The organism is Streptomyces sp. SM10 (genome assembly GCF_002910915.1).
Taxonomy (GTDB): Bacteria; Actinomycetota; Actinomycetes; order Streptomycetales; family Streptomycetaceae; genus Streptomyces.
Genome location: NZ_NEUF01000049.1, coordinates 25,809 through 40,975 on the forward strand (window position 1 = coordinate 25,809; position 15,167 = coordinate 40,975).

At 72.2% G+C, this 15,167-nt stretch carries 15 protein-coding genes; 8 read left to right on the top strand and 7 right to left on the bottom strand.

The window, feature by feature from the left end; all coding sequences use genetic code 11:
• Window positions 1–166: 166 nt before the first annotated feature.
• From B9S57_RS06510 to B9S57_RS06520, 3 genes are all read right to left on the bottom strand, one after another.
• Window positions 167–1,291: a polyprenyl synthetase family protein gene (locus B9S57_RS06510; RefSeq protein ID WP_103514572.1), complete on the bottom strand. Its 1,125-nt coding sequence runs from the start codon at window positions 1,289–1,291 to the stop codon at window positions 167–169.
• Entirely contained in the window at window positions 1,288–2,385 is a 1,098-nt protein-coding gene (locus B9S57_RS06515; RefSeq protein WP_103514599.1) for a tetratricopeptide repeat protein, read from the bottom strand. Before B9S57_RS06515 ends, B9S57_RS06510 begins: the two co-directional genes overlap by 4 nt.
• A gap of 286 nt (window positions 2,386–2,671) precedes the next feature.
• Complete coding sequence (locus B9S57_RS06520) at window positions 2,672–2,857, bottom strand: hypothetical protein (protein WP_103514573.1); 186 nt, start codon at window positions 2,855–2,857, stop codon at window positions 2,672–2,674.
• A 539-nt stretch (window positions 2,858–3,396) separates the two neighbouring features.
• On the opposite strand from B9S57_RS06520, the gene B9S57_RS06525 reads away from it, so the two are divergent.
• Window positions 3,397–3,615 carry an MbtH family protein gene (locus tag B9S57_RS06525; protein WP_103514574.1) on the top strand — a complete coding sequence of 73 codons (219 nt, stop codon included), beginning with the start codon at window positions 3,397–3,399 and terminating at the stop codon, window positions 3,613–3,615.
• A gap of 121 nt (window positions 3,616–3,736) precedes the next feature.
• Here the strand turns inward: B9S57_RS06525 and B9S57_RS06530 are convergent, their stop codons facing one another.
• The 3 genes from B9S57_RS06530 to B9S57_RS06540 form a co-directional block, all read right to left on the bottom strand.
• Window positions 3,737–4,105, bottom strand: coding sequence for a DNA glycosylase AlkZ-like family protein (locus tag B9S57_RS06530; protein WP_103514575.1), 369 nt, complete (start codon window positions 4,103–4,105; stop codon window positions 3,737–3,739).
• Window positions 4,106–4,570: 465 nt separating this feature from the next.
• A complete protein-coding gene (locus B9S57_RS06535) occupies window positions 4,571–5,599 on the bottom strand; it encodes a bile acid:sodium symporter family protein (RefSeq protein ID WP_374935916.1) in 1,029 nt (342 codons plus the stop codon).
• A gap of 413 nt (window positions 5,600–6,012) precedes the next feature.
• Entirely contained in the window at window positions 6,013–6,630 is a 618-nt protein-coding gene (locus tag B9S57_RS06540) for a DUF4232 domain-containing protein (RefSeq protein WP_103514576.1), read from the bottom strand.
• Between the two features lie 230 nt (window positions 6,631–6,860).
• On the opposite strand from B9S57_RS06540, the gene B9S57_RS06545 reads away from it, so the two are divergent.
• The 7 genes from B9S57_RS06545 (at window position 6,861) to B9S57_RS06575 (ending at window position 14,361) form a co-directional block, all read left to right on the top strand.
• Window positions 6,861–8,024: a PP2C family protein-serine/threonine phosphatase gene (locus B9S57_RS06545; RefSeq protein WP_103514577.1), complete on the top strand. Its 1,164-nt coding sequence runs from the start codon at window positions 6,861–6,863 to the stop codon at window positions 8,022–8,024.
• Window positions 8,025–8,121: 97 nt separating this feature from the next.
• On the top strand, window positions 8,122–8,676 hold the full coding sequence (locus B9S57_RS06550; protein ID WP_258036254.1) for an NUDIX hydrolase: 555 nt from the start codon (window positions 8,122–8,124) through the stop codon (window positions 8,674–8,676).
• A gap of 72 nt (window positions 8,677–8,748) precedes the next feature.
• Window positions 8,749–10,413, top strand: a complete 1,665-nt coding sequence (locus tag B9S57_RS06555) for an MFS transporter (RefSeq protein ID WP_103514579.1) — start codon at window positions 8,749–8,751, stop codon at window positions 10,411–10,413.
• A gap of 90 nt (window positions 10,414–10,503) precedes the next feature.
• Window positions 10,504–11,436 carry an oxidoreductase gene (locus B9S57_RS06560; RefSeq protein WP_103514580.1) on the top strand — a complete coding sequence of 311 codons (933 nt, stop codon included), beginning with the start codon at window positions 10,504–10,506 and terminating at the stop codon, window positions 11,434–11,436.
• A 143-nt stretch (window positions 11,437–11,579) separates the two neighbouring features.
• A complete protein-coding gene (locus tag B9S57_RS06565; RefSeq protein WP_103514581.1) occupies window positions 11,580–12,128 on the top strand; it encodes a PadR family transcriptional regulator in 549 nt (182 codons plus the stop codon).
• Between the two features lie 51 nt (window positions 12,129–12,179).
• The gene (locus tag B9S57_RS06570; protein WP_103514582.1) at window positions 12,180–13,898 is read left to right on the top strand and encodes an acyl-CoA dehydrogenase family protein; all 1,719 of its coding nucleotides are present in this window, start codon (window positions 12,180–12,182) and stop codon (window positions 13,896–13,898) included.
• Between the two features lie 106 nt (window positions 13,899–14,004).
• The gene (locus B9S57_RS06575; RefSeq protein ID WP_103514583.1) at window positions 14,005–14,361 is read left to right on the top strand and encodes a hypothetical protein; all 357 of its coding nucleotides are present in this window, start codon (window positions 14,005–14,007) and stop codon (window positions 14,359–14,361) included.
• Window positions 14,362–14,415: 54 nt separating this feature from the next.
• On the opposite strand, the gene B9S57_RS06580 is transcribed toward B9S57_RS06575, so the two are convergent.
• On the bottom strand, window positions 14,416–15,048 hold the full coding sequence (locus tag B9S57_RS06580) for a TMEM175 family protein (RefSeq protein WP_103514584.1): 633 nt from the start codon (window positions 15,046–15,048) through the stop codon (window positions 14,416–14,418).
• Window positions 15,049–15,167 lie beyond the last annotated feature (119 nt).

Sequence of the window (15,167 nt, forward strand, 5' to 3'; positions counted from 1 at the left end):
ACGCTGACGGCCTTCCTGGCCGGCCACGGCCTGGGCGTCACCAACACCCCGCACCGGGTGAACTCACGCTCGGCGGCACCCTGGCCATCGACGCCCACGGCACCAGCGCGCCCGCGGCAGGGGAGGCCCCCGCGTCCGGGCCATACCTCCGTAGACGCGACGCCCCTCACATCCTGCGGTGGAGCAGGAACCCGAGCAGCACCTCCATCTCGTGTGCCGCGCGCGGGCCGAGCGAAACGCTCCGCAGGCAGGCGCGGGCGGCATCGAGGTGGTGGCCGGCTTCGGCCAGGGTGGCGGCGCGACCGCCGCAGGACTCGACGAGAGCGGCCGCGCGCGCGGCACCCGCGTCGTCGAGGGTGACCGGGGAGTCCAGCAGGGCGACGAGCTCCTCGGTGCGGGGTCCGTCGGCCGCCAGGGCGGCCAGCACGGGGTAGGTCTTCTTCCGCTGCCGCAGATCGCTGTACACGGGCTTGCCCGTCACCGCCGGGTCGCCCCAGATGCCGAGCAGGTCGTCGACGGCCTGGAAGGCCACCCCGAGATGGCGGCCCGCCCGGTCCAGTGCGGCCACGGTCGGGGGCGGCGCCCCGCCCAGAAGGGCGCCGAGCGCCGCGGAGCAGCCCAGCAGGGTGCCGGTCTTGAGCTCCGCCATGGTCCGGTACTCATCGGCCCGTACGGCCTCCGGCCCGGTCCAGGGCCGGGCCGCGAAGAGCAGGTCCTCCGCCTGACCGCGTACGAGAGCGCTCATGGTCCCGGAGAGCCGGCCCACGGCCGCGGCGGCGTGCGGACCCGGCGTCTCGGTCAGGGTCTGCACCGCGAGCGCGAGGAGTGCGTCGCCCGCGAGCACGGCGGGCCCGGTGCCGTACGCCTTCCACACGGTCTCCCGCTGCCGCCGTGTCCCGTCCCCGTCCATGATGTCGTCGTGCAGCAGCGAGAAGGTGTGGATCAGCTCGACGGCCACCGCCCCGGCCGCGGCGGTCTCCCCGGGCGCCTCCACGGCCTCCGCGCACAGCACGGCAAGGGCCTGGCGTAGGCCCTTGCCCTCGAAGGACCCGTCGGTGGGCGCACCGTGGGCTCCGCACCAGCCGAGCGCGTACGCGGCCATCTCGCCCGGCCACGGATGGAGCCGTGCCAGCGCCGAGGACAAGGAGGGGCGCACCAGGTCGCGGCAGCGGGCGAGTACGCGCGGGGCGGTGACCGGAGCCGCGGTGCCGCAGGGAGCCGCCCTCCTGGCGGGTGCGGCACCGCGCACGGACTCGGCGGGTTGGGCCTCCACGCTCGTGGGAGTCGTCATCGGGCCACCGCCTCCTCTGCGCGGTGGCCGGCACCGGGCAGCGGGCCCACTCCCAGCTCGGCCGTCGCCCTGTCGACCATGTCCCGCGCGTGCCGCAGGCCGATCCGGTCCAGAGTGCGGCGCAGCTCCGCCAGCTCCACGGCCGTCTCCGCCGGATTCCGCCCCAGCCGCGCCAACGACTTCGCGAGCCCCAGCCGGGAGAGCGCCGTCCCCCGCGGCTCGTTCATCTCCTCGAACTCCGCGAGCGCCTGCGTGTAGGTGTCGCGGGCCTGCGGGTACTGCCCGGCGCGGTAGTGCACGTTGCCCCGCATCTTGTGGTTGTACGCCAGGGCGCTCGACAGTTTCATCTCGCGGCAGGCCGATTCGGCCTCGGAGAGCAAGGAGAGCGCGCGCTCCACGTCACCGTCGCGCACGGACACCACGTCGGCGATCCCGCGCAGCGCCCAGGCCCGCCCCCGCCGGTCGTCCGCCTTGCCGGCGGTCTCGGCAGCCTCCTCGAAGAGGGCCAGTGCCCTGTCGTACGAGCCGGTGTTCCGGTGCATCTGGGCTATGCCCTCCAGCGCCCAGACCGTGTGCCGGGCCTCGCCCCGCCGGCGGGCCTCCGCGAGGAGCTGTTCGTGCAGTTCGCCGACGGCCTGGTAGTCGCCCTGGATGCGTCCCGTCTCGGCGAGGCCGGCGAGCGAGTAGCCGCGTACCACCACGTCGCCCCCTCGCTCACCCAGGCCGGCCGCGAGCCCGAGCAAGCGGTACGCGAGCGCCAGGGAGCCGCGCTGGCGGGCCAGCGTCCCGCCGCTCCACAGCGCCCAGGCCATCGCCCCGAGATCCCCCGCCGCACGCGCGGCACGGTAACTCGCCTTCCACGCGGCGTCGGCGTCCGTCACCCGGCCCAGACGCCGGTACGCCTCCGCCACGGCGAGCCCGCAGCGCGCCGTCTCCCGCTGCTCCCCGGCACGCTCGGCGGCGCGCAGTTCCTCGATCCCCTTCGCCAGCACCTCGGTGAGGGAGGAGTTCACCGACAAGGAGCCGAGCGCCCCCTGGTACTCCGGTGCGAACGCCTTGTCCTTCGGCCGCTTCTGCTGAGTCACCCGTGCCACCCGCTCACTGTCTCGCCTGTCTTCGAAACCGTCCCGGCGGTGGTCGGCCGCCGTCTTGATCAAGACGGTATGGGCGGGCGTGGGTTCCACGAATCCCTCTCCGCGTCGGTCGTGGGTCCTACCTGAGGGCCATGTGAAGTGCCCTGCGTAGTCAGCGAGATGGATCCCGGGCCGCCGACCCGCCGTCACGGCCGGCCACCCCGGCGCCGTGTTCGCCCGCGTCGGGCGGGGCAGGACCCCGCCGAAGGCGCCCGGGGTGCGGTCCTCCGCACGGCGGAGGCCGCGTTCAGCCGTCGGCGACCTGGACGGCCATGGCGTAGTACTCCCCGTCGGTCCCGGCGACCAGGAGGTCGAACACCGGGGTGACCAGGTGGGTGGCTCCGCGGGGGGCGTGATTGGTCCCCCAGGTCGCGCCGTTCCCGAGCAGGGACGCCGCGTGCGCCGCCGTCCGGGCCGCCTCGTCGTGGTCCATGAGGCGGCGGTACGACGGCCAGACGACGACGACCGCGGCGAGGGACGCGAGGAGAGTGGCCGCGGGTGTCGCCCTGGACGGGCTCCAGGCTGTGTTCGATGCTGCGTGCCACCATCGGTTCGGCGGGGGCGAGGAAGCGGCTCAAGGACGCGTCCTCGAAGACCTGGAGGAGCAATGGGTGTATCTGCGCGGTCAGTTACGGCATGTCCGCGACTGCCTCGGTGTACCGGCCGGTCCGGACGTACGCCCGCCCGTCGGTGGTGAGCGCGGCCATGGTCCGGCTCAGCTCGCCCAGGACGACATCCGGGGACCTCATACCGCCATTCTCGCTCCGGCCCGTGCATCCTGACCGGCAGTTGGGCAGGGGACGCCGGACCGGGCGTCGCCCGAACAGAGCCTGTCCGGGGTGCGGTTCGATGTGGGCGGAGCCTTCGCGGAGGCGCGGCAGCCACGGAAACCGGCGCGTCGACCCGGCGGCGGCCAGGTAGAGTCACCCGCAGCCAAGCAAAGAAAGCCTTACCTAAGTTCGAGGAGTATCGGTGACCAATCCTTTCGAGGACGAGAACGGCACCTATCTGGTGCTCGTCAACGACGAGGGGCAGCACTCGCTGTGGCCCGCGTTCGCCGAGGTGCCGGGCGGCTGGACCGTGGCCCACCAGGAGGACACCCGCCAGGCCTGCCTCGACCACGTGGAGCGGAACTGGACCGACCTGCGGCCCAGGAGCCTGGTGGAGAGCATGGCGGCCGACCGCGCCTGACGCCTCCGTGGTCCGCCCGGCCCGGCCGGAGCGGGCCGGGCGTACCACCGTCGGGCGGCCCGGAATCGGAGACCGCCGCCCGGAACCTGTTCGGACGCGGCCTGCCGCGTCCGAACAGGCTTCAGCGCGGGGCCGTGTGGACTCGGACGTCCCTGCTCGCGCCGTCGGACAGGAACGCCGACAGCTCGCTCCCCTGCTCCGCGACGGCCTCGCGGTCGGCCCGGGAGAGCCTGTGCAGCGGGGTCACCGCCACGGTGCCGGTGTCGGCCCGCCAGGTCGCGGCGACCCGTCCGTCGACGAGCACGACACGCTCGCCGGCGACCGAGAGCCCCCGGTGTTCGTCGTCGATGATCCTGCTGCGGTCGTGATATCCGAGGAGGGCGTTGTCGAAGGCAGGGAGGAACCGCACCGGTGTACGGCTCCTGCGGTTCCTGCGCCTGAAGGCCGCAGAGATGCCCCACGGCGTCCAGCGTCGGCAGACCGGCGCGATCGAGCAGCAACTGCCGTGCCAGCGTCGCGCGGTTGAGGGCCCGGGGACCGAGTACGGTCATCGTGTCACCCCGGTGCCCGGAACGGCGGGAGCGGTCCGGACGCCCGCACGGCCCGTCTGACGCATGCGGACCGGCGGCCCGTGCGGTCGTGGGCGGACCGGCCCGCTCCTCGACGAGGCGCGCGGAGGGTGTGGCCATCGTGATCGTCCTTCCGGTCGTTCCCCTTGCTGTGCAGGACCACCGTCGCAGAGGAAGAGGCCAGGTCCTGTCCTCATTCCCCGGGTGACGCCGAAGACCTCGGCCACCTCCGATGTTGCCGGTGCCGTGCCGAAGAGCCGGCGCGACCGCCGCCCATGGGTGGACCGTGCCCGAGGAGGGGCCGTCCCCGTAACGCACGAGGCGTCCGTCCGGGTGGCCCCGGACGAACGCCTTCGGGGGGAAGTGCGGCTGGGGGCGGAGTCCGCTCAGGACTCCCCGGCGGTCGCGGTCCGCGGGGCCGGAACCGCCGCCGCGGGGCCGGGCCCGTCGCGCCGCGAGCGGTGGGACATCCAGGCGGCGACCAGAGCGCCCGAGATGTTGTGCCACACGGAGAACACCGCGGCCGGCAGTGCCGCCAGCGGGCTGAAGTGGGCCGTCGCCAGCGAGGCGGCGAGCCCCGAGTTCTGCATGCCGACCTCGAAGGCCATGGCGCGGCTCGCGGGCCGTCCGAGCCCCGAGATCTTGCCCGCGCCGTAGCCGAGGGCGAGACCCAGGCCGTTGTGCAGCACGACGGCGATCAGGACGGTCACCGCGGCCGACTTGATGGTTCCGGCGCTCCCCGCCACCACGGTGCAGACGATCGCGGCGATGGCCAGCGACGACAGCCAGGGCATCAGTCCGAGCACATGGTCGACCACCTTGCCCGCGACCAGCCGCACCACGAGACCGCCGAGCACCGGAAGCAGCACGGTCTTGAGGATGTCCGTGATCATCGAACCCGCGTCCACCGGCAGATACGCCCCGGCGAGCAGCAGCGTGAGCGGCGGCGTGACCAGGGGGGCCACCAGGGTGGAGACGGTGGCGACGGAGACCGAGAGGGCCACGTCGCCGCGCGCCAGGAACGTCACCACGTTCGAGGCCGTGCCGCTCGGTGCGCAGCCGACGAGGATGAGCCCGGCCGCCAACTGCGGTGGCAGCCCGAGCAGATGGGCGATGGCCCAGCCGAGACCAGGCATGATCACGTAGTGCGCGACCAGCCCGATCGCCACGGCCCACGGCCGCTTCGCCACGCCCCTGAAGTCGAGCGGGGTCATCGTCAGCCCCATGCAGAACATGACGATTCCCAGCAGGTACGGAACCGACTCCGTCCAGCCGTCGAACGTGCCGGGGGCGACGAGACCGGCTACGCCCGCCACGAGCACGAGGACGGGGAACACCGTGACGGCGCGCCTCGCCGCCTTGTCGTCGGATGCCGGTTGATCAGGGGATATCCGTTCGGTTTGCACAGGCGCGATGAGACGCCGCAGGCGCGGGCCTCCGCAAACGGGTCTCGCGATGTGGACGAACTGTCCAGGATGTGTGCATGGTGGAGGTCCCCGCCGCAGGGACGACAGGTGCGGTTCACGCTCCCTCCCGCGGTGGCCGCAGCCGCAGTTCGCACCCCTGCCACCGCCACCGCAGGCAGGGGTGCGGAGGTGTCGGACATGGGCATGACCTCGTGTGGCATACGGGCAGACGGAGTTCTGCCCGGGCGGACAGGGGGAGCGGGAACGACACGGGGCCCAGCGGCCACGCTGCTGTCGCGCACCGGCCGAGGGCCGATCACATCCGGGTGTCGCCCGGAGACGTCGTCGTCCCCTGCCACGTCCGGTCTCCTCGCCGAGAGACCAATGGCCGGGAGGACCTCAGCAGCAGGCGTTCCGTCCCCCTACTTGCCCGAACCCACCGGGTTCACGGTGATGCGGGGAGCGGAACCGGAGTCGGCGGGGATGCCGACGGAGAGGGGCATGCGGTGCGAGTGGGTCTCGTTCGGGGACGTCACGACCGCCGAGGTGAAGGTGACGCCCGAGCCGCCCGTGGTGTTCGGAGGGAAGTTGAGGGAGAAGTTGGTCTTGTCCCCGGGGGCGAGCGTGACCGTGGGAGCCTTCCGGTCGGTGTTGCGTGCGGCGCTGACGGTCCCGTCCTTGCCCGAGAGGTCCAGTCCCGGGAATCCGCGCATCGAGCAGGACGAGGATCCGGTGTTCCTGAGGTTGATCAGCACCTCGCCCTCCGCCATGCCGCCGGAACTGCTGAAGGAGAGGTCCGCGGTCCGGCAGGTGTCGCCGGACGAGGGCCCGGAGGCGGAGTCGGACGGAGAGGCGGAGGCGGAGGCCTGGGTGCCACCGCCGGGGGAACCGCTCGGGCTTCCGCTGCCGCCGCTGCCGGAGGACGCCCCGGCCGAGACGGGAGCCGCTGCGCCGGGCCCGCCGCCGTCGTCGCAGGCGGTCAGGGCCAGGGCGGCAACGGCGGTGGCCGCGAGGACGGCGGATGTCTTGCGAAGGTGCATGAGTTCCCCCTGGGACGAGGTTCCGGCTGCTCCGTACGAGCACGTACATGGGTAATACACGTGACGATCCGGACGGAGGCTGCCCCCATCGGAAGACCTTCACGTGGGACGGAGCGACGGACCCGCTCCACGGTCCCGGAGAGGCTCGTGCCCGCCGGACGCCCTGTCATGTCCGCCGGAGGGTGGCCGCCGGGGATGCGGAGGACGGCGCTTGCGGGCAGCGTGGGGGAGTGCCGCAGCTGCTGAGAAGCCAGTGGATCCCCGTAGGCCTGATCGTGCTGGCCGTGGTGGTCGACCTGACCACCCCTCACGACGTGACGTCCGCCCCGCTGCTCATCGCCGCCCCGGTGGCCGCCGCGCCGCTCCTCGGGGTCCGCGGGATCATCGGCGTCGGCATCACGGCGATGATCGTCCACGCGGTTCTCGCGAGGGTGGACGGTACCTTCGGGTGGCGTGCGGGCGTGGCCAACCAGATCACGCTCGCGGCCGTCACCGCGCTCGCCGTCCTGATCCACCGCACGCTCCGCCGACAGGACGCCCGCGCCCGCCGTGCCCAGCAGGTCGCGGCGGTCGCCCAGCGGGCCGTGCTGTCCAGGCCTCCGTCACGCCTGGGGAATCTGCACGTGGACGCCCGGTACGTGCCGGCCGAGAGCGAGGCCCTGATCGGCGGTGACCTGTACATCGTGCAGAGCACCCCGTACGGAATCCGGGTGATGGTCGGTGACGTGCGGGGCAAGGGCCTCGGGGCGGTCAGCGCCGTCAGCGCCGACCTCGGCGCCTTCCGGTACGCGGCGGACGAGGCCGAGGACCTGCCGCGCCTGGTGAACCGGCTGGAACGGGCCCTGCTGCGCGAGGGCGACCGGCGCGGGGGCCAGCAGCAGGCGGAGGGCTTCACGACAGCCCTCATCGCGGAGTTCTCCACGGACCTGGAGACCGTACGCCTCATCAACCGGGGCCATCCGCCACCCGTGCTGATCGACGCGCGGGGACGCGCCACCCTCCTCGCGACGTCGGAGGAGGCGCCCCCGCTGGGGATGAGCGATCTGGGCGCGTGGACCGCCCCGGTCGACAGCTTCGCGTTCCCCGCCGGCTCCACCCTGCTCTGCTACACCGACGGAGTCACCGAGTCCCGGGACGCCGCCGGACGTTTCTACGACCCCGTCACGCGTCTTCCGCTCGTGCTCGGCAGGCGGCTGCGTTCGGTCGGACACCTCGCGCCGGGGCAGATCCTGGACCTGCTGATCCATGACGTCCGCCGCCATGCCGGCGGACGGCCCCAGGACGACCAGGCCATGCTGGCCCTGCACCGGGCCCGCGACGGCCGTGCGCCCGCACCGCCGGACGGGCCCGCTCCGGCCGCCTCCCCGGCTGAACAGTCCCCGCCCGGCGCGTGACCGCGACCGCAGCCGGCTGCTCCGGGGGCGGACCGGGCACACGCATGTCCGACGTTCCGTCCCGTTTGCCGTGCGGAGCGTTGGACATGATCCGTTCGTGACGGAGAGTGGTGACGCGATGACATGGGCGCTGAAGAGCGAGCGTCCGGAGCCGGCCGGATATCTGACGGTGCGGTGCCGTACCTACGTGCAGCCCGACGGCAAGGAGTCGGAGTGGGACATCCTCGACGGTTCCCGGACGGTCGCCCTCGTCGCGTTCACGCAGGAGGGCCGGGGCATCCTCGTACGCCAGTACCGCCCGGGTCCCGGCAAGGTGCTGGCGGAGCTCCCCGGCGGCATGATCGAGCCGGGGGAGGACGTCCTGCACGCGGCGGCACGGGAGCTCCTCGAGGAGACCGGCTACCGGGCGGGGACCGCCGAGGTCGTCATGAGGACGTACCTGGCGTCCTACGCGACCCATGTGCGCTACGCGGTGCTGGCCAGGGACTGCCGCAAGGTCGCGGAACCCACCCCTGACGCGGAGGAGTTCGTCGACCCGTTCACCCTGGCGCCGGACGCCTACGTGGACCACCTGCTGGGCGGTGAGTACACGGACGCGGACGTCGGCCTGGCGGGGCTCGTCGCTGCCGGCCTGCTCCGCAGGGGGAGCTGAGGAACCGCCATCCGCCGTGCGGCGCCGCTGTCCTGATGTGCGCACGGTTCCCATCCGGTCCACACTCGGATCATGCCCACCGACAAGCCCTCTCCGGGCCACGGACCTGGCGCGGTCGGCCGCCCTGCCAGACGGGGCACCGCCCGCCGGACGCTGGCCCTCGCGGCGATGCTCTTCGCCGTGTCGATGACGTTCATCGACCAGACGATCGTCTCCATCGCCGCGCCGAACATCATCGACGAACTCGGTCTCTCGTCCTCCGGCATGCAGTGGGTCGTCAACGCCTACCTGCTCTCGCTCGCCGCCTTCTTCGCGCTCGGAGGGCGGCTGTCGGACATCATCGGCCACCGCAGGGTGATGGTGATCGGCACGCTGCTGTTCGTCGTCTCCTCCGTGCTGTGCGGATGCGTCCCCGCCGGTGACTACGCGCAGACGTGGCTGATCGTCTTCCGCGCGACGCAGGGCCTCGGTGCGGCGCTGATGTTCCCCGCCGCACTCGCCGTCGTCATCGCGGTCTTCCCGGTGGAGAAGCGCGGCCGTGCGCTGGCGCTGTTCTTCGGCCTCTCGGGTGCGCTGACCGCGGTGGGCCCCCTGCTCGGCGGCTGGCTGACGGCCTGGACCTGGCGGGCCATCTTCTGGGTCAACGTGCCGGTCGCCGTCATCGCCCTGGTCCTGGCGGCGATGGCGCGCATCCCCGAGACCCGCCGTCGCGAGAAGCTCGACGTGCCGGGCGCCGTCCTGGTGGCCGTGGGCATGGGGCTGAGCGTCCTCGGCTTCCAACAGGCGTCGGCCTGGGGCTGGAGCAGCGTCGCCACCTGGGCGTGCGTCGTGGGCGGGCTCGCCGTCCTCGTGGTGTTCTGCCGCTACGAGCTCCGGGTGGCGGAACCCCTGATCAAGCTGCACGTCTTCCGGGACCGGGCGTTCACCGTCGACATGCTCGTCCTCTTCTTCGCGATGCTGGCCTTCGTCCCGGTCTTCTTCTTCGCCTCCGTCTACGCCCAGGTCTCGCTCAGCGCCTCGCCGAACCAGGCCGCGCTCTACCTGCTCTACTTCTTCATCGGCTTCGGGATCGCCTCCCAGTGGGGCGGCCGCATCCTGGACCGGCGCGGGGCGCGGCCGGCCATGAAGATCGGCACCGCGCTCGGTGCGGTGGGCTTCGGCCTGTGGGCGAACAAGCTGACGGACCTGTCGATGCACGACCAGTGGCCCTACGCCGCACTCGCCGGCGCGGGGATCGGCTTCCTCCTCGCGCCCGCCTCCACCGACGCGGTCAACCGGTCGATCGGCGCCTCCTACGGTGAGGTCACCGGGGTCACCCAGACCGTGCGCAACTACGCGGCGAGTATCGGTATCGCCGTCTTCGGGACCATCCTCACCCATGTCACCACCGACAAGGTCAGGGAGACCCTCACGTCCAAGGGCGTACCGGCAGACGTGGCGAACGACGCCGCCCGATCGGTCGCCGAGGCCGTCACGGGGAACCCGGACGCCCAGGCACCGACCGGTGACGGCCGGATCGCCACACTGATGCGCGACTCGATCGACGCGGTCAGGCTGGACTTCGCGGAGGCGAACCAGCGGGTGTTCTACGGCATGGCCATCGCCCTCGCCGTCGCCTACCTGTGCGCGCACCGCCATCCGGGGACACGGGTGACCGGAGACGGTGCCACACCGTCCCCCGAGCACCCGGACGGAGCCGGCGGCAAGGCGGCCGCCGGGGACGCCCCGGGCACCTGAGCGGAACGCCGGCCGCCACGCGAGTCCCTTCTCACCCGTGCGCCACGAGTCCACGGGTGTGCGACGGCTCCCGCCGGGGATGCGTGACGCATGCACTCCTGGAACCTCCACGACATGCCCGACCTGTCCGGTACCACCGCGGTGGTCACGGGCGCCAACAGCGGGATCGGAGCGGTGACGGCACTCGCCCTGGCCCGCTCCGGCGCGCGGACCGTTCTCGCCTGCCGCGATCCCGAGCGCGGCGGGCGAGCCCTGGACGCGGTACGCCGTGCCGCGCCGGGATCGGACACGAGCCTCGTGGGTCTCGACCTGGCCGACCTGACCTCCGTGGCCGAGGCCGCCGGCCACATCGCCAAGGAGACCGACGGCAGGCTCGACCTGCTGGTGAACAACGCGGGGGTGATGGCCCTGCCCCCGCTGCGGACGGCCGACGGGTTCGAGATGCAGTTCGGCACCAACCACCTCGGCCACTTCGCCCTCACGCACCACCTGCTGCCGCTTCTCGGAGAGGGAAGCGTGCCCTCGCGGGTCGTGACCGTCTCGTCGCTGGCGCACCGCATCGGCCGGATCGACCTCGACAACCTCAACGCGGAACACGGCTACGACAAATGGCGCGCCTACGGGCAGTCCAAGCTCGCCAACCTGCTCTTCACCGCGGAGCTCCAGCGCCGCTGCGACGCGGCCGGCCGGCCGATCCTCGCGCTGGCCGCCCACCCCGGCCTGTCCGCGACGGAGTTGGGACAGGCGGGCCCCCGGCTGTCGGGTCGGACCTGGGCGGCGAAGCTGGAACGGGCGACCCGCATCTACACGCAGCCCCCGTCCGCCGGCGCGCTCCCCACGCTGTACGCGGCCACCCTGCCGGGCGCGCTCGGCGGAAGCTACTACGGTCCGCGGCTGCTGGGCGAGACCAGAGGAGGGCCCGCCCCTGCGCGGATGTCCTCCCGCGCTCAGGACATGGACACGGCACGGGCCCTGTGGGACGCATCGGCACGCCTGACCGGGACGGACGCCGACGCCGTCTGAAGCCGGAGCGGCCCCTTGCCCGCCCTCACCGGGCGGCCAAGGGGCCGCTGTCCCTGAGAAGTCCGCGGCGGCGGCCGGGTGAGGAGCGTCTCACCCGGCCGCCGCCGCTTGCTATGCAACCAGTTGCATAGAACGATCGGGGCATGGCGCTCGAACACGCGATCCTCGTCTCCCTGCTGGAGCAGCCGGGCTCCGGCTACGAGCTGGCCCGGAGGTTCGAGCGGTCCATCGGGTACTTCTGGACCGCCACGCACCAGCAGATCTACCGCGTCCTCAAGCGCATGGAGGGCGACGGCCTGCTCGACGTCCGTGACGTCCCGCAGGAGCGCCGGCCCGACAAGAAGGAGTACTCCGTCGCCGGCCCCGGACGCTCCGCCCTCGCCGAGTGGCTGCACGAGCCGATCGAGCCCGAGAGCCTCCGCCACGACCTCGCCGTGAAGATCCGCGGAGCCGCCTTCGACGACCCGGCCGCGCTGCTCCAGGAGGTCGGGCGCCACCACCGGGTGCACAGCGACCGGCTCGCGCACTACCTGGCCGGGGAGGTGCGCGACTTCACCGGGCCCGGCGCACCCGTACCCCTCGACGCCGGTCAGGAGCTCCAGCACGTCGTGCTGCGCGGAGGCATCGCGTACGAGCGCATGACGGTCGCCTGGCTCGACGACGTACTCGCCACCCTCCACAGGCTCGCCTGAACCCGTCCCTCACCCACCTCCCGACCACCTTTCCCCGGAAGGCGTTCCACCATGGCCGACACGCTGCTGTTCAACCCGCGCTCCTACGACCCGGTGCACTTCGACCCCGAGACCCGAAGGCTGCTGCGCGCCACCGTCGACTGGTTCGAGGCCCGCGGCAAGCGCCGGCTCCTCGAGGACTACCGGTCCCGTGCCTGGCTGGGGGACTTCCTCGATTTCGCCTCGAAGGAAGGCCTGTTCGCCACCTTCCTCACTCCCGCCTCCGCCGCGGAGCGGGAGGACCAGCGCTGGGACACCGCCCGGATCGCCGCGCTCAACGAGATCTTCGGGTTCTACGGACTCGACTACTGGTACGCCTGGCAGGTGACCATCCTCGGTCTCGGCCCGGTCTGGCAGAGCGACAACGCCGCCGCCCGAACCCGCGCGGCCCGGCTCCTCTCCGAGGGCGAGGTGTTCGCCTTCGGCTTGTCCGAGAAGGCGCACGGCGCCGACATCTACTCCACCGACATGCTCCTGGAACCGGACGGCGACGGCGGGTTCCGGGCCACCGGCTCCAAGTACTACATAGGCAACGGCAACGCGGCCGGCCTCGTCTCCGTCTTCGGCCGCCGCACCGACGTCGAGGGCCCCGACGGCTACGTCTTCTTCGCCGCCGACAGCCGCCACCCCGCTTACCACCTGGTGAAGAACGTCGTCGACTCCTCCAAGTACGTCAGCGAGTTCCGTCTCGACGGCTACCCGGTCGGCCCCGACGACGTCCTGCACACCGGGCGCGCCGCGTTCGACGCCGCCCTCAACACCGTCAACGTGGGCAAGTTCAACCTCTGCACCGCCTCGATCGGCATCTGCGAGCACGCGATGTACGAGGCCGTCACCCACGCGCAGAACCGCATCCTCTACGGCCGCCCGGTGACCGCCTTCCCCCACGTCCGCCGTGAGCTGGCCGACGCGTACGTCCGGCTCGTCGGCATGAAGCTGTTCAGCGACCGCGCCGTCGACTACTTCCGTTCGGCAGGACCGGACGACCGCCGGTACCTGCTGTTCAATCCGATGACGAAGATGAAGGTGACCACGGAGGGCGAGAAGGTCATCGACCTCATGTGGGACGTCATCGCCGCCAAGGGCTTCGAGAGGGACACCTACTTCGCCCAGGCGGCCGTGGAGATCCGGGGCCTTCCCAAGCTGGAGGGGACGGTCCACGTCAACCTCGCGCTCATCCTGAAGTTCATGCGCAACCACCTGCTGGACCCTGCGGGATACGAGCCGGTGACGACCCGTCTGGACGCCGCCGACGACGCGTTCCTCTTCCGACAGGGGCCGGCCCGGGGCCTCGGCGCCGTGCGCTTCCACGACTGGCGCCCCGCCTACGACGCCTACGCCGCGGTTCCCAACGTCGCCCGCTTCCGCGAGCAGGCCGACGCACTGTGCGCCTTCGTCGCCGAGGCCGCCCCCGACGAGAAGCAGAGCCTCGACCTCGACTTCCTCCTGTCGGTCGGCCAGCTGTTCGCACTGGTGGTCCATGGCCAGCTGATCCTGGAGCAGGCCCGGCTCACCGGGCTGGACGAGGACGTGCTCGACGAGCTCTTCTCCGTGCTCGTCCGCGACTTCTCCGCGAACGCCGTCGAACTGCACGGCAAGGACTCCGCCACCGAGGAGCAGCAGGCGTGGGCCATCGCCGCGGTGCGGCGCCCGGTCGTCGACGAGGCCCGCGCGGCGCGCGTCTGGGAGCGCGTCGCGGCGCTGTCCGGGGCGTACGAGACGGCTCCGTAGCCGCTGACCGTGTATCGGGCCGGACCGGACCGCTTCGCTCACGCTCGCGGGGGCATATGGAAGGTCCGGCGGCCGGATCCGGCCGGCTGCCAGGAGGAAGGCGACCATGGACACGGTCTGGACCCGTCCGGCACAACTGGACGGCTCGCTGGATGACGATGTGATCGGTTACGGCGTGGAGGCCACGGACGGGAGCGTGGGCACCGTCGTCAGGCTCTCGCCGGTGCCGGGCTTCGAGCACCTGGTGATCGACGCGGGCGTCTGGAAGTTCGGGAGGAGCGTCGTCGTGCCGGCCGGTATGGTGACCGGCATCGACGCCGGCGAACAGGTGGTCACGGTCGGGTGCACGAAGGAGCAGATCAAGGACGCCCCACGCTTCGAGCGTGACCAGGACACCGGAGACCTCTTCTACCTGCGGAAGCTCGGTGCGTACTACGAATCCCTGGTCACCGCCGCCGAATGACCGCGGGGGCCGGCACCACGGGAGCGGTGCCGGCCCCTCGCCGTCCTGCCCGCATCAGACGGACGGCACGCGACGGCTTCTGCGGCCGAGCACGGCCTTGACCGGGATGAGCGCCAGCCACGACCAGATGGCGGCCGCGGGGGAGAAGGCGTAGGCGAGCGGCACGGTGGCACCGAAGACCGGCGCCGTGCCTCCCAGGTCGGCGGCGATGGAGCGGGCTGTCCGCTCCATCGCCGCGTGGTCCTTCGGCCATGACCGGCGCAGTCCGGTCCTCAGCACAGCCAGTTCCAGCAGGTTGGTCATGCTCACGGCGCCCGCGTAGACCGCCACGGCCAAGGGCTCGGAGGCGTATTGGGAGAGGAGCGACGTCGGGAAGGGGATGAGCGCGATCGCGCCCAGCCAGATGAGCGCGAACCTCAGCGGCAGCGCGTCGAACCGGGGGACGAGCTCCATGATCCGGCGGTGGTCGCGCCAGAAGGCGGCCAGGATCATGAAGCTCAGGGCATAGGCACCGAGGTCCGGCAGGACGTCGACGACGGAGTCCCGGAATCCCTCGGCGCTCAGTCCCGGCGGCACGCGGACATCGAGGACCAGCAAGGTCATGGCGATCGCGAAGATCCCGTCGGACAGCGCGGTGAGCCGTTCCGTGGTCTTCTCGTCGCCCGCTCCCGCCCGGCTCTCGTCCACCCGCCCAGCGTCCCGGTGCCGAGGCCGAACCGTGCGGGATCAGGCCGACGGCGGGCAAGCCGGGCACGGGCGGGAGGGTACAGCGGCACCGGAGCCGGGCGGGGGGGTGCACCGGCACC